The sequence below is a fragment of the Sunxiuqinia dokdonensis genome (assembly GCF_001270965.1).
Lineage (GTDB): Bacteria > Bacteroidota > Bacteroidia > Bacteroidales > Prolixibacteraceae > Sunxiuqinia > Sunxiuqinia dokdonensis.
The window spans coordinates 1-18,922 of sequence record NZ_LGIA01000072.1 but is presented as its reverse complement, the minus strand read 5'-3'; the positions used below and the strand labels follow the sequence as shown (position 1 = coordinate 18,922).

15 protein-coding genes are annotated in these 18,922 nt (G+C 46.9%); 7 read left to right on the top strand and 8 right to left on the bottom strand.

What is annotated here, in order from left to right:
* Positions 1 to 44: 44 nt before the first annotated feature.
* Complete coding sequence (gene htpG / locus NC99_RS06345; RefSeq protein WP_053181070.1) at positions 45 to 2,096, bottom strand: molecular chaperone HtpG; 2,052 nt, start codon at positions 2,094 to 2,096, stop codon at positions 45 to 47.
* 194 nt (positions 2,097 to 2,290) lie between these two features.
* Between htpG and NC99_RS06340 the strand changes: the two genes are divergently transcribed.
* Positions 2,291 to 3,757, top strand: coding sequence for an aminotransferase class V-fold PLP-dependent enzyme (locus NC99_RS06340; RefSeq protein ID WP_053181114.1), 1,467 nt, complete (start codon positions 2,291 to 2,293; stop codon positions 3,755 to 3,757).
* Positions 3,758 to 3,801: 44 nt separating this feature from the next.
* Here NC99_RS06340 and NC99_RS06335 read toward each other — a convergent pair whose 3' ends face one another.
* The gene (locus tag NC99_RS06335) at positions 3,802 to 4,413 is read right to left on the bottom strand and encodes a hypothetical protein (protein ID WP_053181067.1); all 612 of its coding nucleotides are present in this window, start codon (positions 4,411 to 4,413) and stop codon (positions 3,802 to 3,804) included.
* Between the two features lie 609 nt (positions 4,414 to 5,022).
* On the opposite strand from NC99_RS06335, the gene NC99_RS06330 reads away from it, so the two are divergent.
* Together NC99_RS06330 and NC99_RS06325 are read left to right on the top strand one after the other, a co-directional pair.
* Positions 5,023 to 5,367 (top strand): hypothetical protein, encoded by a 345-nt coding sequence (locus tag NC99_RS06330; protein ID WP_053181064.1) that lies wholly within the window; start codon positions 5,023 to 5,025, stop codon positions 5,365 to 5,367.
* Positions 5,368 to 5,500: 133 nt separating this feature from the next.
* Positions 5,501 to 7,603 carry an ATP-binding protein gene (locus NC99_RS06325; protein WP_162231162.1) on the top strand — a complete coding sequence of 701 codons (2,103 nt, stop codon included), beginning with the start codon at positions 5,501 to 5,503 and terminating at the stop codon, positions 7,601 to 7,603.
* A gap of 362 nt (positions 7,604 to 7,965) precedes the next feature.
* Here NC99_RS06325 and NC99_RS06320 read toward each other — a convergent pair whose 3' ends face one another.
* On the bottom strand, positions 7,966 to 9,891 hold the full coding sequence (locus tag NC99_RS06320; RefSeq protein WP_204374922.1) for a dipeptidyl-peptidase 3 family protein: 1,926 nt from the start codon (positions 9,889 to 9,891) through the stop codon (positions 7,966 to 7,968).
* Entirely contained in the window at positions 9,888 to 10,574 is a 687-nt protein-coding gene (locus NC99_RS06315) for a TrmH family RNA methyltransferase (protein WP_053181056.1), read from the bottom strand. Before NC99_RS06315 ends, NC99_RS06320 begins: the two co-directional genes overlap by 4 nt.
* Positions 10,575 to 10,976: 402 nt before the next feature.
* On the opposite strand from NC99_RS06315, the gene NC99_RS06310 reads away from it, so the two are divergent.
* From NC99_RS06310 to NC99_RS06295, 4 genes are all read left to right on the top strand, one after another.
* On the top strand, positions 10,977 to 11,699 hold the full coding sequence (locus NC99_RS06310) for a (Fe-S)-binding protein (RefSeq protein WP_053181052.1): 723 nt from the start codon (positions 10,977 to 10,979) through the stop codon (positions 11,697 to 11,699).
* Positions 11,700 to 11,979: 280 nt separating this feature from the next.
* On the top strand, positions 11,980 to 12,177 hold the full coding sequence (locus tag NC99_RS06305) for a hypothetical protein (protein WP_157624562.1): 198 nt from the start codon (positions 11,980 to 11,982) through the stop codon (positions 12,175 to 12,177).
* Between the two features lie 228 nt (positions 12,178 to 12,405).
* Positions 12,406 to 12,594: a hypothetical protein gene (locus tag NC99_RS06300; protein ID WP_053181047.1), complete on the top strand. Its 189-nt coding sequence runs from the start codon at positions 12,406 to 12,408 to the stop codon at positions 12,592 to 12,594.
* A 217-nt stretch (positions 12,595 to 12,811) separates the two neighbouring features.
* Positions 12,812 to 14,131, top strand: a complete 1,320-nt coding sequence (locus NC99_RS06295; protein WP_053181043.1) for a glycosyltransferase family 4 protein — start codon at positions 12,812 to 12,814, stop codon at positions 14,129 to 14,131.
* Here NC99_RS06295 and NC99_RS06290 read toward each other — a convergent pair.
* From NC99_RS06290 to NC99_RS22305, 4 genes are all read right to left on the bottom strand, one after another.
* Positions 14,111 to 14,932 (bottom strand): alpha/beta hydrolase, encoded by an 822-nt coding sequence (locus tag NC99_RS06290; RefSeq protein ID WP_053181040.1) that lies wholly within the window; start codon positions 14,930 to 14,932, stop codon positions 14,111 to 14,113. The two genes, NC99_RS06295 and NC99_RS06290, sit on opposite strands and share 21 nt — an antisense overlap.
* A gap of 51 nt (positions 14,933 to 14,983) precedes the next feature.
* Positions 14,984 to 16,807 carry an ABC transporter ATP-binding protein gene (locus NC99_RS06285; RefSeq protein WP_053181037.1) on the bottom strand — a complete coding sequence of 608 codons (1,824 nt, stop codon included), beginning with the start codon at positions 16,805 to 16,807 and terminating at the stop codon, positions 14,984 to 14,986.
* Positions 16,808 to 16,833: 26 nt separating this feature from the next.
* Positions 16,834 to 18,183, bottom strand: coding sequence for an adenylosuccinate lyase (gene purB / locus NC99_RS06280; protein WP_053181111.1), 1,350 nt, complete (start codon positions 18,181 to 18,183; stop codon positions 16,834 to 16,836).
* Positions 18,184 to 18,662: 479 nt separating this feature from the next.
* Positions 18,663 to 18,922, bottom strand: a 260-nt coding sequence (locus tag NC99_RS22305) for a hypothetical protein (protein ID WP_204374921.1), incomplete at its 5' end; no start/stop codon positions are given.

Sequence of the window (18,922 nt, the reverse complement as noted above, 5' to 3'; positions counted from 1 at the left end):
AATCGCTTTTTCAACTCTAAACAATATTGGGTTTTAACATGAGCCTATTTGATCAGTTCGACACTGCGTCGCACAAACTGGTCGAGCGCTTCGCCTTTCAGCATGCCGTTGGCCAACAGGGCCAGGTCAACCAGCTGTTTGGTCAGCTTGTTCTTCTTGCCAAAATCGGTCAGCTTTTCGCGTTTTTGCTTCTCCAGCTCTGCAATCGACTTGCCCAAATCTTCCAGTTTTTCTTTTTCGGCTGCCGGAACTTCTTCGTCCTTCTTGCCTTCTTTAGCTTTCTCCAAGGCATCGCGCTCCTGCTTCTTAGCGTTCAAATCTTCCTTAATGGTTTCAAAAGCTTTACCCAACTTCTTGTCTTTGCTGTCCAACACTTTTTGCACCAAAGGGTGCGCTGTGTTCACGACCAGGTTCAGGCTTTCGGGCAAATCGCCGTAAAAGTTCATGCCGCCTTGCAATTGGCCCATGTCTTTCATCCGGCGCATAAATTCGTTTCGGGTAATGACAATGGGTTGGCCGCTTTCGCCCAGGTTTTTAAAATCAACCAGGTAGTTTACCCCATTCGCTTCGGGACAAACGGCTTGAAACACCGGGCTCAACTCCTCTTTTTCATCCCAGCTCAACTCGTCCTTTTCATCTTCTTTCTGAATCAGGTTTTCTACCACGTCCGAGTCAACACGCACAAAACGCTTGTCGCTGTGCTGTTGCTCAAATTTGTTGAGCAGCGGAGTGGCCAGCACATCGTCCATAATCAGCACGTCGTAACCTTTGTCTTTGGCTGTTTGCACAAACGTGTATTGTTCTTCCAGGTTGCTGGTGTACAAATAAACCAGGTTATTGTCCTTGTTGGTTTGGTTCTCCTTAATCAGTTTCTCGTATTCTTCAAAAGTAAAATACTTGCCTTCCGTATTTTTAAAGAGGAAGAAATTCATGGCTCTTTCGGCGAATTTGTCGTCGGTCAGCATGCCGTACTCGATGAAAATTTTCAGGTCATCCCATTTCTTTTCAAAATCGGCCCGGCTGTCTTTAAACAGCTGGTGCAGGCGGTCGGCCACTTTTTTGGTGATGTGGCTGCTGATTTTTTTGACATTCGAATCGCTTTGCAAGTACGAGCGCGAAACATTCAGCGGAATATCCGGCGAATCGATTACGCCGTGCAGCAAGGTCAGGAATTCGGGCACAATACCTTCAACCGAATCGGTCACAAACACCTGGTTGGAGTACAACTGGATCTTGTTCTTTTGAACTTCGATGCTGTTTTTCAATTTGGGAAAATAGAGAATTCCCGTCAGGTTGAACGGATAATCCACGTTCAGGTGAATGTTGAACAGCGGCTCATCGCCCATGGGGTAAAGCTTGCGGTAGAACGACGCGTAATCTTCGTCTTTCAAATCAACCGGAGCCTTGGTCCAGGCGGGGTTGGTTTCGTTGATCTGATTGTCCTTGTCTGTTTCTACCTGTTTGCCGTCTTTCCATTCGGTCTCTTTTCCGAAAACAACCGGCACGGGTAAAAACTTGCAATATTTATTCAGAATTCCGGAAAGGCGTTCCTTCTCCAAAAACTCCTTTGAATCCTCGTTAATGTACATGATAATATCGGTACCGACTTCGGCGCGCTCAGCCTCTTCAATGCTGTACTCCGGACTTCCATCGCACGACCACTTGACGGCCTCAGCTCCATCTTTGTACGATTTGGTCACAATTTCGACCTTGTTCGAAACCATAAAAGAAGAATAGAACCCCAGACCAAAATGCCCGATAATGGCATTGGCATCGCTTTCATATTTTTCGAGGAACTCGTTGGCTCCCGAAAAAGCAATCTGGTTGATGTACTTTTCAATCTCATCGGCCGTCATCCCAATCCCGTTGTCAGATACGGTGATTGTTTTCTTGTCGGTATCGAGCGAAACACGCACTTTGGCATGTTCAACCGATACCGAAGTTTCACCGCGCCCGGCCAGGGTTTTCAACTTTTGGGTGGCATCAACTGCATTCGAGACAATTTCACGAAGGAAAATATCGTGATCCGAATACAAGAACTTCTTGATGATGGGGAATAAATTGTCACTGGAAACGCCAATTTTACCTTTTTGCATCTTATTTATATTTTTAGTTTGACATCAATTTTACGGCTCCTACTTTCCAAAGCCTGTGCCATTTGCCAAAAATGACGAATTGTCACCATCACTCCGGCACGCTTGCTTTATCCGGCAAAAAAGAATGACTTATTTCTGTTTTTATGTCAGTTGAAACCCCTTATTTTGCTTTACTCAGAAGAAAAACAGATGTGATGAGCTCATTGGAAAACGACTTCAGCCCGTTTCGGGAAAATATTATCGGTATTGACCAGTCATTTACCAGTCCATTTGGAATTAAAAAAATTCTTTACGGTGATTGGATTGCCAGCGGCAGGCTGTACCGCCCGATTGAGCAAAAGCTGCAAGAACAGTTTGGCCCGTTTGCGGCCAACACGCACACCGAAACCAGTGAAACCGGCGCTTTGATGACCAAGGCCTACCAGCTGTCACATCAAATCATCAAAAATCACGTCAACGCGGGGCCCAACGATGTCATCATCACGGCCGGCTTTGGAATGACCACCGTAATCAACAAGTTTCAGCGTATTTTGGGACTGAAGGTTTGCGGCAAAATATCGGGCAAAACCTGCATCCACGACCGCGAAAAGCCCGTGGTGTTCATCACCCACATGGAGCACCACTCCAACCACACCAGTTGGTACGAAACCATTGCCGATGTGGTGATTATTGAGCCGGATGAAAACCTGTTGGTCAAACCCGAAAACCTGCGGCAAAAGCTCGAAGAATTCAAAGACCGCCCGTTTAAAATTGGCTCGTTTACGGCCTGTTCCAACGTGACCGGCATTCGGACACCTTACTACGAACTGGCCAAAATCATGCACGAATATGGCGGCGTGGCCTTTATCGACTTCGCAGCGTCGGCGCCTTACGATGAAATTGACATGCACCCCGAAGACCCGATGATGAAGCTGGATGCCATTTTGTTCTCGCCCCACAAGTTTCTGGGCGGCCCGGGCTCATCAGGCGTATTGGTTTTCGACAAGTCGATGTACCACAATCCGGTGCCCGATCATCCGGGCGGTGGAACGGTGGACTGGACCAACCCGTGGGGAAAATATAAGTATGTGGACAACATTGAAGCCCGCGAAGATGGCGGCACGCCAGGCTTTTTGCAGTCGATCAAAACGGCCCTTTGTTTTCAGTTAAAAGATCAGATGAGCCTTGAAAAGATCAGGGCGCGCGAAGAAGAATTGCTGCAGCTCGCTTTTGACGGGCTCGACAGCCTTCCGGAAGTTAAAATTCTGGCCGACGGGCAGCGCGATCGTTTGGGTATTATTTCGTTCTACGTTCCCGGCATTCATTACAACTTGCTGGTGCAATTGCTCAACGACCGGCACGGCATCCAGGTGCGGGGCGGTTGCGCCTGTGCCGGAACCTACGGGCATTTTCTGCTTGAGGTCACCGCCGAACGCTCCGACGAAATTACCGATCAAATCAACCATGGCGACCTCTCCGAAAAACCCGGCTGGGTACGCTGGTCGCTGCATCCAACCATGACCAATGAAGAGGTCGGGCTGTTTATTGCCGGACTGAAAGACATTCTGGAACACTTCGAAGACTATTCCAGCTTTTACGAGCCGGTTCCGCGAACCAACACCTATCGACACAAAGATGAAAAAGACTACCACCTGAAAGTAGAAGATTGGTTTGAACTATAGCTTCCGGGACCGGTGATTGACAGCAGCAGGTTCTTGCTTTCTCACTACTGACCAACTCTCCGTAACTGCGCATCTACGCCGTCGCTAAAGGCATCTTCAGAATTGGCGTATTGAACCACAAACTGCTGCAAGTCCTCCGTCTTCGCTGTGATCAGGATGTGGTTGCCATTGTTCTCGTTTCGGATGGCCGCCGGTTTTTCTTCCAGAATCTTCTCCAGCCAATCTGGAGCAAACCACCTGATTTCGGCGCCATCACCTTCCAAATCCAAACGGGCAAAGGTGTGCATGGGCATCACGTGCAAATCGAAAATCGTAAAGTTGTCCTCATCAAAATATTCTTCCAGATAAAAATCAAGAAAATAAGTTCCGTCCAGTCGAATGACATGGACCAAAAACTCGTGTTCGTCAAAGTCCGAACTGTCTTTTTCCTTTATTTGCAATACAAAAGCGGTACTATCGCGATTTTCCGGCAGATGCTCACCGCGATAATAGAAATCAAATTTCCAAATCGCAGAGTCAGAATCGATCCATTCACCAACCAGCAAATCATTGGCAAATAAATCATCGTCGGTGTACAAGGGGTGAAAGGAGTAAACGAAGCAGCCGTAAAAGAACACCAGGAACAGGGCTGTCAAAAGCATTGATTTCCGTTTCATAATAGGTAGTTTTTTTTATCGAAAGATACGATAAAGACGGCAGATTGTTGGATGCTGGATACTGGATACTGGATGTTCGATACTGGATGCTGGATGCTCGATACTTGATACTTGATACTGGATGCTGGATGCCCAATAGCGCCCGCCAGAAGCGTCATCCTGAACTTGTTTCAGGATCTGCGAGCATGTGGATGGATGCTGGCTGCTAGATACTGGATGCTTGATGCTCGATACTTGATACTTGATGCTGGATGCCCAATAAGGCTCGCCTGAAGCGTCATCCTGAACTTGTTTCAGGATCTGCAAGCAAGTGGATGGATGCTGGATGCTCGATACTGGATGCTTGATTCTGGATGCTAGGTGCTCGATGCCCAATAACGCCCGTTTGAAGCGTCATCCTGAACTTGTTTCAGGATCTGCAAGCAAGTGGATGGATGCTGGATGCTCGATCCTGGATCAACTTGAAACTCGAAACTTGAAACTCGAAACTCGAAACACCCAACTCAGAGCTGCAACCGCTGGGACTCGCGATGGAATCGGGAAAACCAGAAACAAGCCGTTAGTGAGAAAATGCTACCTTAGTCGTACAAATCCATAAAAATAATGTGAATGAAAAGCTACAAACCGTATTTAAGTTTGAGTAAAACAACCAAAAATTATGAGCTTGGCGTGGTGCTCTCGGCATCAAAAAACCAAACGGTGACCAGCATCGAACAAGAGGAAGTTGTAAAAAACGAGCAGGCTTACTGGGGAGTTATTCTCACCTTATCAACACAAACGCAGCTGGTTAACGGGCCCGACACACCCATTTTCTCCTCCTTGGTGCACATTCCGCTTGAAAAGGGCGAAGCTTATAAAACCATTAAGTGTATTGTCCGGCAAAAAATGGAAGATGACGAAATGGGCCCACCTCCGGATGAATACACAGATATTGATTTTGGGGATGGGAAATGATTAAAGCCATCAAAAATTCTAAGAAAGGTATCCAGATTTGCGAAAAGGATACCTTTTTTTAATCATTAGACAAATGACAAGCTTTTTTGTAAATTCACCACGCTTAAGAGTTTCTCCTTAATTCATGGTAATCATGCCAAACCGATGCTTTCTTTTTCTGACGCTGTTTTTGGGCTTGACCGGATTGGTCAGTCAAGCTCAGGATGATCGTCTGGCTGACAGCCTGGAGATTAGAAAACAGCTCGAAACCCTGGAGCACCTGACCAACCGCAAGCTCGACAGCGCCCTGATCCTAAGCCATACGGTTTACCAACAAGCTTCGGCCATGAACAATCAGGAAGCCATGTGGGAAACCCGGCTCAATCAAGGCGATATTTATTACGAACTAGGGCAAAAAGACACCGCCTACCTGATCCTGAACCAGGTTTTAGAACAGGCGATGGAACACCAAAACCGCTTGGCTGAAATCAAAGCGAGGATTAAGCTTGCCTATAACCTTCAGGAAGACTACCGTTTCGAGCCGGCAATCAATCATTTAATTGAAGCCCAACGCTTGTTGCAAGATACCGATTCCATGGATCTGCGCTTTGCCATTTTTAATTACCTTGGAATAACACACCGGAAAATGAAAGATTATACCAGTGCGTTAAATTACTTCAACTACCTGGAGGAAAACTACCTGTATCAACTGGATCCCGGTCAGCGATTCAACTTATTCATGAACAAGGGGAATGTTTATGCGGTGCAACGTGACTATGACAAAACAGAAGCGCTTTTCAACAAAGCCTACCACGAAATTCAGCAAATCGACCATCCCGCCAACCTGGCTTTAATTACCTACAACCTGGGCGCTTTGTATTACCGGCAGAAACGCTACCCGGAAGCAGAAGAACATATTCGACGGTCGCTGGAGGCCAACCTTAAAATCGGAGACCATGTTAAAATCGAGCGTTGTTACCGGGTTTTGGGAAGTATCAAAATAGACCAGGACAATTATGCAGAAGCCGAAGACTTTTTTTTAAAAGCCCTGGAAATTGCGAAAGCGATCGACCATAAAAAATCCATTTTGGGGAATTACAAGAACTTGTATCTCAACTACTGGCATCGTGGTTATGAAAACAAAACCGTTGAAGATCTGGATCAGGCGCTGACCTACATGGATCTTTACCAGAAATTGAATGACACCCTTTACCAAACCGAAACGGCAGAAAAAATTCTGGAGCTGGAAAAACAATACGAAACCGAAAAAAAGAACAACCAAATCACCTTGCTCGAACAGGAAAACCTGCTTAAGGAAGATCAGTTGTACATTCAGCGTACCCAGCGCAACTTCCTGATCATTTTTATTATTTTGGTGGGCGGAATCCTGGGTATCTTTATTTACTTCTACTACTACCACAAAAAGGTGAACAAACTGCTGCAACTGCAAAGCAAGCGCATTTTAAGCCAACGCAACAAAATTTCGATTCAGAATAAAAAATTACAAAAATCGGTCGACACCCAAAACAAGCTGTTTGCCATTATCGGCCACGACTTGCGCAGCCCCTTGGTTTCTATTTCCAATGTGGCCAAACTGATTGGCTTTTATATGGAAGACAAACGCTACGATGAGCTGGAAAAGGCCGCCCTGATGATGGAGCAAAAAAACGACCAGGTGCTGGAACTGACCGACAACCTGCTGAGCTGGGCCAAAAGCCAGTCGGACGATTTAAAGCCGTTTTTCGAGCCCGTTAGCTTGAAGGAAATTGTAGAAGACTGCTACGAACTGTACCAGCCCATAGCCGCGACCAAGTCCATTCGCCTCCACCATGCCGATGTGGACGACCTGATGGTTTGGGCCGACCGGAACATGCTGAAAACCATTTGCCGGAACCTGATTAACAACGCCATTAAGTTTACCCCGAAAGCGGGCGAAATCAAAGTAGCCTACCGACTGAAAGAAGAGCGGGCAGAGCTGTGCATCGAGGATTCGGGGGTTGGCATTGAGCCCGAACGGTTGGCTATTTTATTCCAGGTGGGTCGCGACAAAGGCACGGTGGGAACCGAAGGAGAAAAAAGCTCGGGACTGGGACTGGCTGTGTGCAAGGAGTTTGCTGCCGCCTTGCAGGGAACCATCCAGGTTGAAAGCCAGGTCGGCCAGGGAAGCCGCTTCTGTGTTCAAATTCCCCGCTTCGACGCGGCCGTTCATCACCCCAAGTTCAAACAAAAGGAACGGACGAGTAGCGTAGCGCCTTAAGAACGCTCCCAGCCAAGCGAAAACCCGACGTGTCAAAAAGAATCAGGGATCAAATTCCAAGTTTCAGGTTTCGAGTTTTGGGCTTTGGGTTTCGGGTTTCGGGTTTCAAGTTGATCCAGGATCGAGCATCCAGCATCCATCCACATGCACGCAGATCCTGAACCAAGGATGACGCTTCAAACGGGCATTATTGGGCATCGAGCACCTAGCATCCAGTATCGAGCATCCAGAAAATCCGCCAACAGATTCCGGTCCGGCGGTTGACGGATCGGAATGACGCTCCAATTGTTGGGGGCAGCTATCAAGCATCAAGTATCGAGCATCTAGCATCTAGCATCTAGCATCAAACCACCAACCAACATTCACAAAAAGCCATATTCGCTTGAATACGCGAGCATTTGCGCGGTGTAATCGGGGGCATCCTGCACTTCCACATCGACCACTTCGCCCTGTTCATTTTGAAGCAGTCGCAATTCGGGATTCAGGAAACCCGCATAAGGTGCGATGTCCAGTTTTTTGAAGCGCTCCAACACTTCGGCATGCAGCTCCCGGTCTACCTTCACCCCATAGTTTTCTACCAATTGAGCCGCTGCTTGCAGGTCGCCCTCCGATTTGATGCGCTGTACTTCGGCCAGCAGTTGGCCAAACAGTTCGCGCAGTTTCTGGTAATCGTTGATTTTCAGGTACGATTTGCCCTCACGCTTCATCCAGTCGACCACACCATCAGCCTGCCCCTGTTCAAACGCCCATTTCGCAATCAACTGCCGGTTGCGCATGTGCGACTCTTCCAGGTCCTTGCCCGGCTCAATACGCGTGAGTTGGGTAATCAGCCCATTGCGCAGGTAAGCATCGTACTCTGCCTTTCCGGTCTCCATTGAGGGAACTAACCCCAGGTCGAGCAATTTTTCGTCGAGCACATAGTACAGGGCAAACAAGTCGGCCCGTGTTTCTTCCAGGGTCGAATAGTAGTTCTTCAGGTCTTCGGGCTTCACGCCCGGCATCATTTTTCCGGAACCATGCCCCAGGCATTCGTGCAGATCGGTGTGCAGGTTCCCGGCCAGGTAGCCGTAGGTTTGGGCCCGCTCTACTTCTTCGGCCGATTCGGCAAACTCTTCCAACATGCCATTGCCCAACGAATCGAGAAAATAGGATTTGGTAATGTTTTCGATGGTGACCGATTTGGAACCGTACTCCTCACGAATCCACTCGGCATTGGGCAAATTGATGCCAATGGGCGTGTGCGGATAGCAGTCGCCGCCCAGCATGGCCACGTGAATGACCTTGGCGCTTACGCCTTTCACTTCCTTCTTTTTAAACGAATCGGCTACCGGCGAATGAGTTTCAAACCACTGCGCATTTTCCGACAAGATGGTGGCCCGTTTGGTACCTTCCACATCCTTGTAATTGACAATCGACTCCCAGCTTCCCTTCATTCCCAGCGGATCGCCATACACTTCAATGAAACCATTTACAAAGTCAACCATGCCATCCAGTTCGTTCACCCACGAAATGCTGTATTCGTCAAACTGCTTCAGGTCGCCGGTCTGGTAATAGGCAATCAGTTGGCGAATGTGCGTCTGCTGCAAATCATTTTCGGCAAAGGGCAAGGCTTTTTCCAGCCAAAAAACAATCTGCTGAATAGCCTTTCCGTATTGTCCATCAGCCTTCCAAACCTTTTCCTTCAACTGACCGTCTTCCTTCACCAACTGTGAGTTGAGTCCGAACGATGGGGCATTCTCTCCGGCGGCCTGGTTTTTGGCCTTGTAAAAAGCTTCGGCTTCAGCCTGCGAAACGCCCCGGTAATAATTCATCGCCGAAGCCTGAAGCAAATCTTTTGAGCTGTCGAGGCTTACGCGCTTGGCTTCTAAGGCCGGATTGGTAATCACTTCCACCAGTTCATCCAATTCTTTCTGAAACGGGAAGGCTGATAGATCGGACGCGCTGATGAGTTGCTGCAAATCGTCACCCGAAAAGTCCGGCTTAATTTTATCCATCGAATAGTGATGATGAATGCCGTTCGAAAACCACACCCGCTTTAAATACACCTCAAACTGTTGAAACAAGTCCGACTGCCGGTCGTCCCGGTAAGTTTGATAAATGGTTTCGAGCAAGCGGCGTACACGCAAGTTGTAGCGGTTGTTTTGATCCCACAGCATATCGCGGCCACAAAGCGCTGCCTGGCCCAGGTAGTAAATGTATTGTTTCTGTTGAAGACTCAACTTTTCAAAGTCGGTCAGCTCGTATCGTAATATTTTGATGTCGGCAAATTTCTCTGCAAAAACCTTCATAATTTTCCTTCGTTTTTTAATTCCTGATAACGTTGCTCTAACAAGTCCGACCGTTTTAAAGTTCGCTTAATCCAGCTTAGTTTGATGGCGGCCTGGTCGTGATCCGACAGCTGCCAGTCGATGGCCGGATTGCCCCGCATCCTCAGCGTGAGGTGATGCAGGATAATGGCCGCCGACACCGAGATATTAAAGCTTTCGGTAAAACCATGCATGGGGATTTTCAGAAATTCGTCCGCCTCGTTTTGCACCACTTCGGAAATCCCGGTGAGCTCGGTCCCGAAAATCAGTGCCGCTTTGCCCTTCTCCAGATCGAAATCTTCCAGGTTGGTATCTCCCTCATGCGGGGTTGTGGCAACAATCCGGTATCCCTGCCTGCGCAAATGCCTGATGGCATTCAGGCTGTTGTTTTCCTTTTCTTTATATTTTTTTACCGTCAGCCATTTCGAAGCGCCCATAGCCACTTCCCGGTCAACCGTAAAATGGTTCCGGTTTTCAATAACATGCACATCCTGCAAGCCAAAACAATCGACCGTGCGCAAAACGGCGCTGGCATTCTGCGGCTGAAAAATATCTTCCAGTACCACAGTCAAATAACGGGTTCGCTGGTCAAGCACACGTTCAAACAATTCCTTTCGCTCCGGAGTCAGGCATTCCGACAGGTATTCAATTAACTGATAATCCATAAGGCGGTAAACTTGAAATTTGGTAAAGGCCTTGCGCCTTTGGCCGTTAAAAATAGTGAAATTTGGGGATTGGGGGTTGGGGATTGGCCATTGGGTTTTTGATTCTTGATCCTAGATGCTGGATGCTAGATACTGGATGCTAGATACTCGATGCCAGGTGCTCGATGCCCAATAACGCCCGTTTGAAGCGTCATTCTGAACTTGTTTCAGGATCTGCGAGCATGTGGATGGATGCTGGCTGCTCGATCCTGGATCAACTTGAAACTCGAAACCTGAAACTTGAAACTTGGAATTTGGAACTTGGAATTTGGAACTTGAAACTTGGAACTTAAAACTTGCAACTCAGTATTTTTTTTATGAACTGAAAAGCTGCTATATTTGCCCAAACCCTATCGCTGAAAGATGACAGTAGATTTATTTATCCCGTGCTTTATCGATCAACTCTATCCCGACACGGCATTTAACGTGGTCAAACTGCTAAAAAAAGCGGGTGTTGACGTAGAATATAACCCAGAGCAAACCTGCTGCGGACAACCAGCTTACAACAGTGGTTACTGGGATGAAACCAAGTCGTTGGCTCACAAATTCGTAAAAGATTTCCCGGGAGACCGGCTGATTGTGAGTCCGTCGGCCTCGTGTACCGGCTTCATCAAAAACTACTACTCCAACTTGTTCAGCAAAGAAGATTCAGACTACGAGCTTCATCTAAGCCTTCAAAAACGCTTGTTCGAACTGACCGACTTTCTGGTGAATCACCTTCAGTTTACGGACTTCGGCGCCAATTTTCCGCATAAAGTTTGCTACCACGATGCTTGCACCGCTCTGCGGGAATACGGCATCAGAAGCGAACCCCGCCTGCTGCTTTCCAAAGTAAAAGGATTGGAATTGGTGGAAATGGAAGAAACAGAAACCTGCTGTGGGTTTGGCGGAACCTTTGTCACTAAATTCCAGGCTATTTCTTCGGCTATGACCGAGCAGAAAGTGGAGCATGCCTTAAACACAGGAGCCGAATACATTATTTCAACCGAATCATCCTGCTTGCTAAATATTGAAGGATACATCAAGAAAAACAAACTGCCCATTACGCCCATCCACATTGCCGACATATTGGCCAGTGGCTGGTAAGAACAAGCCTCGTGTGACGCGCTACCCATCTGGAAGTGACTTTCATGACCCAGCGATGGATCTCACCAGCAAGTCGCTTAACTATATTTAACGAAACTACAACAACATTTAACGCTGTTGGTGCGTACTAGTTTATAATTGTTTAAAGCCACATCACTTACTCTCCATTCTCTTTCGTTGGCGACTGCAACAGTCACGCGACATGTCATGTATAATATGCTGCATAAAACAGGATAATACAGATACACAAAAGAAACTGCAAACTAAAAATCTGTTTAAAATGGAAGTAAAAGTAAGTTCAATAAGCAAACGCCAACTTCGTAAGGCACAGGAAATCCACCAATTAACCAATCGCAATAAAAAACTATATCATCCCTGCCCAGACAAGAAAGGATTGCATTGTGAAGGTGAACGCTTTGATTTTGTCGTGAACTGGGAAGTTCGTGAGAAAGAGACCCAAAAATTGTTTTCGGAATAGACAAAGATTCCGCCCGCAAGGAAAATACATCTCTTTTTTCAATAACATTCCTGTACATTTTCACGTAGTCCTATATCCAGCAGATGCTAGTAAAAAACCTGCTGCCGATGTTCATTGATCTCTCAACGTGAGTTTGCGAATTTTTTACATCAGCCTGGACAAAATTCGAAGACTTCCGGATTATACAAGATAGATACTGCCGATAATCATTATTAAAATGGAAGCCGCATGAAAACAAATGAGAAAACTGACAAAACTCCATTTCTGCCGGAAAGCGCGATAGACATTAGCTACCTCAAAAGAACACGCAGACTTCAGTACCAACCTTTTTCAAACGAAGATGGACTCAAGTGCAAAGGCAACAAATTTGACTTTGTTGTTGAATGGGAAATCCACGAGGAAATTGAGAAACGCTAGCACGACTCAGAATGCTCGCCTGATTTTTCCCTGTTTAAACACGATGTCTAATATCCTAAAATTCTTTGCGTATTTGACTCACTTAACTAACCAATCCTGATCGCCGGTGCTCCTGTTTTCGAATGTAATTTTCGAAATAATACTTGTCTGACTTACAAGTCGCTCACCCAAAAAACAGTTGCAGGTCAGACTTATTTGATGGTTAAAAGCCAAGCCCATGAATGTATTAATGTTTGGATGGGAATTCCCGCCAAATATTTCAGGTGGATTAGGAACCGCCTGTTACGGCATCACAAAAAGTTTAGCGGACCGGGAAACTAAGATCACCTTTGTTATCCCAAAATCGCATGGCAACGAACCGCATAATCGAATCCGATTAATTGGTGCCAACCAAATTGATTTAATCAAAAGTAAGATCCGAACCGAACGTCTGAAAGTTCCCGTTGAGTGCTTTAGCGTAGAATCGCAGCTGGTTCCTTATGTTAATCCGGAATTCTACTGGAAGCAGCAAATCACCAAACAGCAACAACTGAAAAGAACCACAACATCAGGCCAATCATCCACCATCGAATTTACGGGTGAATATGGACCAAACTTGATGAACGAAATCCACAACTTCGCCATAGCCAGCGAATACATCGCCTCGAAAAGCCAATTTGATATCATTCATGCACACGACTGGCTGACCTTTCCGGCGGGCGTTGCCGCTAAAAAAATATCGGGAAAACCGCTGGTGGTGCATGTGCATGCTACCGACTTCGATCGTAGCGGAGGTAAAATCAATCCGCGCGTGTTTCAGATTGAACAAGACGGCATGGAACAAGCTGACAGCGTGATTTGCGTGAGCAACCGAACACGCCAAACCGTGATTGACAAATACAAAATACCGGCTTTCAAAACGCACACGGTTTATAATGGTGTTGAGTTTTGCAAGAAAGACAACTCCTGGCCACTTCGGCAAAAAGGCAAAAATAAGATCGTGACTTTTCTGGGACGGATCACCCTTCAAAAAGGGCCGGAGTACTTTATCCGGGTAGCCGAGCTGGTGTTGAGTAAAATGAAAAATGTCCGGTTTATCATGGCTGGAAATGGTGACCTGCATCATGCCATGATTCAAAAGGTGGCTGGTTCGCATCTGGCTGATCGCTTCTTTTTTACCGGTTTTCTGAAAGGCGAAGAAGTCAGCCAAATGATGAAACTATCCGATGTGTTTGTGATGCCCTCCGTGTCCGAGCCATTTGGAATTTGTCCGCTGGAAGCCATGCAAAGTGGCGTTCCCACGATTATCTCAAAACAGTCTGGCGTTGCCGAAGTCGTAAAACATGCCATTAAAGTTGACTTCTGGGATGTTTATGCCATGAGTGATGCCATTCACGGGCTGCTCAGCTATCCGTCGTTATCGAAAATGATGATCAGGTTTGGGAAAAGAGAATCCGGAAACATTAAATGGGAAGATGCGGCTGCAAAAATTCAGGACATCTACCGCGCATTAATCACACCGTGCTCCACCGAATTATCACAAGCCAATTTCATTTAAAATCCGCAAGGTCAATTCGAAGGCAGGCCCGGCCATTGCACCGTGGTCGAAACCATCCAACTCAAAAATGAAAGTGCTCTCATGGCCGACAACCTTCATCATACGGTACATATAGGCGTTTTCTTCGTAGCGCCCCAGCATCTCCAGCTCACGGTCGCCGGTAATCAGAAACAGCGGCGGTGCGTCATTTCGAACATGGAACAGCGGTGCAAATTCATCAATAATGGGCTGTGTTCCGGGAATGCCACGCTCGGAGCGAATCGTAAAATGCGTGATGGTATGTCCGCTGAAAGGAACCAGGGCAGCAATCTGGTCGGCATCCAGGTCATGAGCCGCCAAATACTTTCTGTCCAGTCCCACCATGCTGGCCAAATAGCCGCCCGCCGAATGGCCGGAAACCACAATTGAACTTTGCGAACCGCCATATTCTTCAATATGATTGAACACCCAGGCTACGGCGGCTGCGGCATCTTCAATGTACTTTGGATTTTTCGCTTTGGGACTGAGCCGGTAATTTACGGCAACAACCGCCAAACCTTTGTTTTTCCATTGCTCGGGAATAAACTTTTCGCCACCGGTAATTCCTCCGCCATGAAACCAAACGATGGTGGTAAAATCAGACGTATTTTCAGGATAATACAAATCCAGGCGGCAGCGCTCGTTCATGTAATCGGTGATCACACCACTTTCGCGGTAAAGAATTGACTGCTCGGTTTTATAATTGATAGTTTCTTGTGCCGAAAGCGAAAAGCCAACAAGCAAAAAAAAGCAGGTACTGAATAAAAGTTGAAACTGTTTCATGATAATCAATTTATGGTTTGCTTCACCAGATTTTTTGAGATCCGGGGAATCTTAAAACACCTGCATCTGGTGCAGTTTGTGGTAACGTCCGTTTTGCTCCAAAAGCTCTTGATGGGTTCCCATTTCAACAATTTGTCCTTTGTGAAGGACACAAATCACATCCGCATTTTTAATGGTCGACAACCGGTGTGCAATCACCAGCGACGTGCGGTTTTTCATCAGGTTTTCCAGCGCTTCCTGCACCAACTTTTCAGATTCGGTGTCGAGGGCCGAAGTGGCTTCGTCCAGAATCAAAATCGGCGGATTTTTCAAAATAGCCCGCGCAATGGAAACCCGTTGTTTTTGTCCGCCCGAAAGCTTGTCGCCCCGGTCGCCAATATTGGTATGGTAGCCATTCTCCGTTTTCACAATAAATTCGTGCGCATTGGCAATTTTCGCTGCCTGAATCACTGCCTCCTCTGTCACGTTTTCGACTCCAAAAGCAATGTTGTTATAAAACGAGTCGTTAAACAAAATGGGCTCCTGGTTCACATTGCCCATCAAGTTGCGCAAATCGTGCAGTTTGATATCACGGATATCGGTGCCGTCAATTTGGATACTTCCATCGGACACATCCCAGAAACGTGGCAGCAAGTCAACCAGTGTGGTTTTTCCGGAACCCGATTTACCAACAAAGGCGATAGTTTGCCCTTTCTTAATTTCAAGATTGACATGATTCAAAACCTTTTCATTAACATATTTGAAGCTCACATCGCGGTATTCAATTGTGTGGTTAAAATTGGTTTTGCTTTTTGCATCAGCCTGGTCCCTGATGTTGTTTTCCTGGCTTAAAATCCGGTCAATTCGGCTCATCGAAGCCAGCCCTTTCTCAACACTATAAAGAGCGGTAGAAAACGCTTTTGCCGGATTAATGATGCTGTAAAAGAAAACCAGGTAGCCAATAAAGGCCTGCGCCGACAGCGAACTTTCATTGGTTAAAACCAAGGCGCCGCCGTACCACAAAACAATAATAATGACCATTGTTCCCAGCAACTCACTCATGGGATGTGCCAAAAATCGTCGCCACATCAACTTATTCATAATGTGCAGGTAGGCATCATTTTCGCGGTCAAAGCGCTTGTAGGCTTTTTCTTCGGCATTGAAGGCCTTAATCACACGTAGACCCGAAATATCTTCTTCGGTAATTGACAGGATATCGCCCATTTTGTCCTGCCCTTTCAAGCTGGTTTTTTTCAGGCTTCGGCCAACCCGGCCAATAATGTAACCGGCAATGGGCAACAACACAAACACAAACAGCGTGAGCGACCAGCTCATATAAAGCATGGCCAGCAAGGAGATAATGATGATGACGGGGTTTTTGAACAGCATCTCCAACGAGTTCATCACCGAGTTCTCCACTTCCTGCACGTCACCCGTCATGCGGGCCATGATATCGCCCTTGCGCTCATCGGAAAAGAAGCCCAGCGGTAGTTGCAAAATCTTGCGATACATTTGCGCACGAATGTCACGAACCACACCATTGCGGAGGTAAACCATCACAAAGCTGGCCAGGTAAGTGAATCCTACTTTCAGAAAAACCATGATGATGATGAAAATGCCAATGTAAATCAGGGCACGCTCATTTCCCGAGGTCAGAATCACCTGGCTGATGTAATAATTGAACAGCTCCAAAGCGCCATCGAGGCTAAATGAATCGGGCACCGGCTTTTCGGTCACCAATTCCTGGGTGTTGAACAGAATTCCGAGTGCTGGAATCAGCATGGCAAAGGAAAATGCCCCAAACAAAGCCCCCAGAAAGTTAAACACGATGTTCAGAATTACCTTTCCCCGGTAAGGAGGAACAAAGCGCTTGAGCAGGGCAAAAAGGTCTTTCATGTTACAATCTCTTTTGATTGACCGGATTAACTAAAAATGCCGGTATAATTATGTGGCGTAATGGTTTTGAGTTCCGCTTTCAGTTCATCACTAATTTCCAGCGTATCAATAAACTCATGAATGACTTCCTGGCTCATTTTTTTGTTCGTACGTGTCAGGTTTCGCAAGGCCTCGTAGGGGTTCGGATAAGCTTCGCGACGCAATATGGTTTGAATGGCTTCGGCCACCACGGCCCAGTTTTTCTCCAAATCCGCATCAATGGCTTCCTTGTTCAGCAGCAATTTGCCCAAGCCTTTCAAGGTCGAACTCACGGCAATCAAGGTGTGGCCCAAAGGCATGCCGATGGTGCGTAAAACCGTGGAGTCGGTCAGGTCGCGCTGCAAGCGTGAAACCGGCAACTTCGCCGCCAGGTGTTCCAGCAAAGCGTTGGCAATCCCGATGTTTCCTTCTGAATTTTCAAAATCGATGGGATTGACTTTATGTGGCATGGCCGAAGACCCCACCTCGCCGGCTTTAATTTTTTGTTTGAAATATTCCATCGAAATGTAAGTCCACAAGTCGCGGTCCAAATCAAGGATGATGGTATTGATGCGTTTCAGGGCGTCGAAAATAGCCGCATGATTGTCGTAATTGGCAATTTGCGTGGTGTACTGTGCCCTTTCCAGCCCCAGGTATTTTTTCAGGAAATGATTTCCAAACGCCTTCCAGCTAATTTCGGGATAGGCAATCTGGTGCGCGTTGAAATTACCGGTGGCCCCGCCAAACTTGGCATCGCAGGTCACCGACTTGAGCTGCTCCAGCTGAATTTTGATCCGCTCCGCAAACACCCGGATCTCCTTGCCCAGGCTGGTTGGCGAAGCCGGCTGCCCGTGCGTTTTGGCAAGCATTGAAACGTCTTTCCATTCATCGGCCAACTCATCCAGCGTGTCTGTCAAATCGTTGATGGCCGGGTAATATTCGTTGTCCAGGGCATCTTGAATGGACTTGGGCACTGCCGTATTGTTAATATCCTGTGATGTCAGCCCAAAGTGAATAAACTCCTTGTAGGCCTGAATGCCGAGCTTATCAAACTCCTCTTTCAAAAAATATTCAACAGCTTTTACATCATGGTTGGTCACCTTTTCGATGTCCTTGACCCGTTGGGCATCGTCAACCGAAAAATCGGCGGCAATTTGTCTCAACTTCCCAAACAGTTGCTGGTCAAAGCCGGCCAGCTGTGGCAGCGGCAATTCGCACAAAGCGATAAAATACTCCACTTCAACCAGTACCCGGTACTTAATCAGGGCATACTCGGAAAAATAGTTTTGCAGGTTTTCTACTTTTGATCGGTAGCGACCATCAATCGGTGTAATAGCAGTCAATAAATTCAGTTCCATGATAATAATTTTTCGCGCCCCAAAGGTAGCAAAAAAATTAGTGCAGCTCTTGTACTGGGTACGGGTTTCACTCGAAGCGAAAGGCACAATTAAAAGCAATCGACCCGCCGCTGCCGCGCGATTGCACCTCAAAAGCAGCAAAGATTCGTGAGAAAGCAAAAACTGGCGGTTTGGAAACAATTCCGAAAGGTAAAACTGAATCCGGGCGCGATTGAATCGACCCCAAAAGTTCTTTGATAACGGGAAATGATCCTTGAAATGGTCGTCCGAGGCCTTCAAACGCAAGGAAAAGTCGTTGGAATGGTCAGAAGAGGGCCTGGAACGCTCAAAAGAGTACTCCGAATACCGAAAAAACAGCTTCAAACGCTCTCCCAGGCAAAAAAGTCGCGTTTCAATGCCCCGGAAATGCGTTTCAAGTGCTCCGCTGAGGGTTTCAACTGCCCGGTTTTGTGTTTCAACTTGTCGGCTGAGCGTTTCAACTATCCGTTTTTGTATTCCAACTTGTCGGCTGAGCGTTTCAACTGCTCGGGAGCGTGTTTCAAGCACTCCGTAGCGTGTTTCAAGTGTTCGCCTGAGCATTTCAACAACAATTTATTGTTTCCGGCCACCAAAGAGCACGTCTTCAAAGGGGCAAAGAAGCCCTGGAAGTGTGGAGCCAGTCGATACAAAGCTGAAAATCGCGTTTCGGAAACCGTGGTGCCCTGCCGGCAAAAAATGTTTAGAGAGTGTTCAACGAACT

Coding starts and splice junctions, on each gene's coding strand:
- NC99_RS06300 (WP_053181047.1), top strand. CDS start 12,406: ATGAAAACAAATGAGAAAACTGACAAAACTCCATTTCTGCCGGAAAGC.
- NC99_RS06295 (WP_053181043.1), top strand. CDS start 12,812: ATGAATGTATTAATGTTTGGATGGGAATTCCCGCCAAATATTTCAGGT.
- htpG (WP_053181070.1), bottom strand. CDS start 2,096: ATGCAAAAAGGTAAAATTGGCGTTTCCAGTGACAATTTATTCCCCATC.
- NC99_RS06340 (WP_053181114.1), top strand. CDS start 2,291: ATGAGCTCATTGGAAAACGACTTCAGCCCGTTTCGGGAAAATATTATC.
- NC99_RS06290 (WP_053181040.1), bottom strand. CDS start 14,932: ATGAAACAGTTTCAACTTTTATTCAGTACCTGCTTTTTTTTGCTTGTT.
- purB (WP_053181111.1), bottom strand. CDS start 18,183: ATGGAACTGAATTTATTGACTGCTATTACACCGATTGATGGTCGCTAC.
- NC99_RS06315 (WP_053181056.1), bottom strand. CDS start 10,574: ATGGATTATCAGTTAATTGAATACCTGTCGGAATGCCTGACTCCGGAG.
- NC99_RS06325 (WP_162231162.1), top strand. CDS start 5,501: ATGCCAAACCGATGCTTTCTTTTTCTGACGCTGTTTTTGGGCTTGACC.
- NC99_RS06330 (WP_053181064.1), top strand. CDS start 5,023: ATGAAAAGCTACAAACCGTATTTAAGTTTGAGTAAAACAACCAAAAAT.
- NC99_RS06305 (WP_157624562.1), top strand. CDS start 11,980: ATGGAAGTAAAAGTAAGTTCAATAAGCAAACGCCAACTTCGTAAGGCA.
- NC99_RS06335 (WP_053181067.1), bottom strand. CDS start 4,413: ATGAAACGGAAATCAATGCTTTTGACAGCCCTGTTCCTGGTGTTCTTT.
- NC99_RS06285 (WP_053181037.1), bottom strand. CDS start 16,807: ATGAAAGACCTTTTTGCCCTGCTCAAGCGCTTTGTTCCTCCTTACCGG.
- NC99_RS06310 (WP_053181052.1), top strand. CDS start 10,977: ATGACAGTAGATTTATTTATCCCGTGCTTTATCGATCAACTCTATCCC.
- NC99_RS06320 (WP_204374922.1), bottom strand. CDS start 9,891: ATGAAGGTTTTTGCAGAGAAATTTGCCGACATCAAAATATTACGATAC.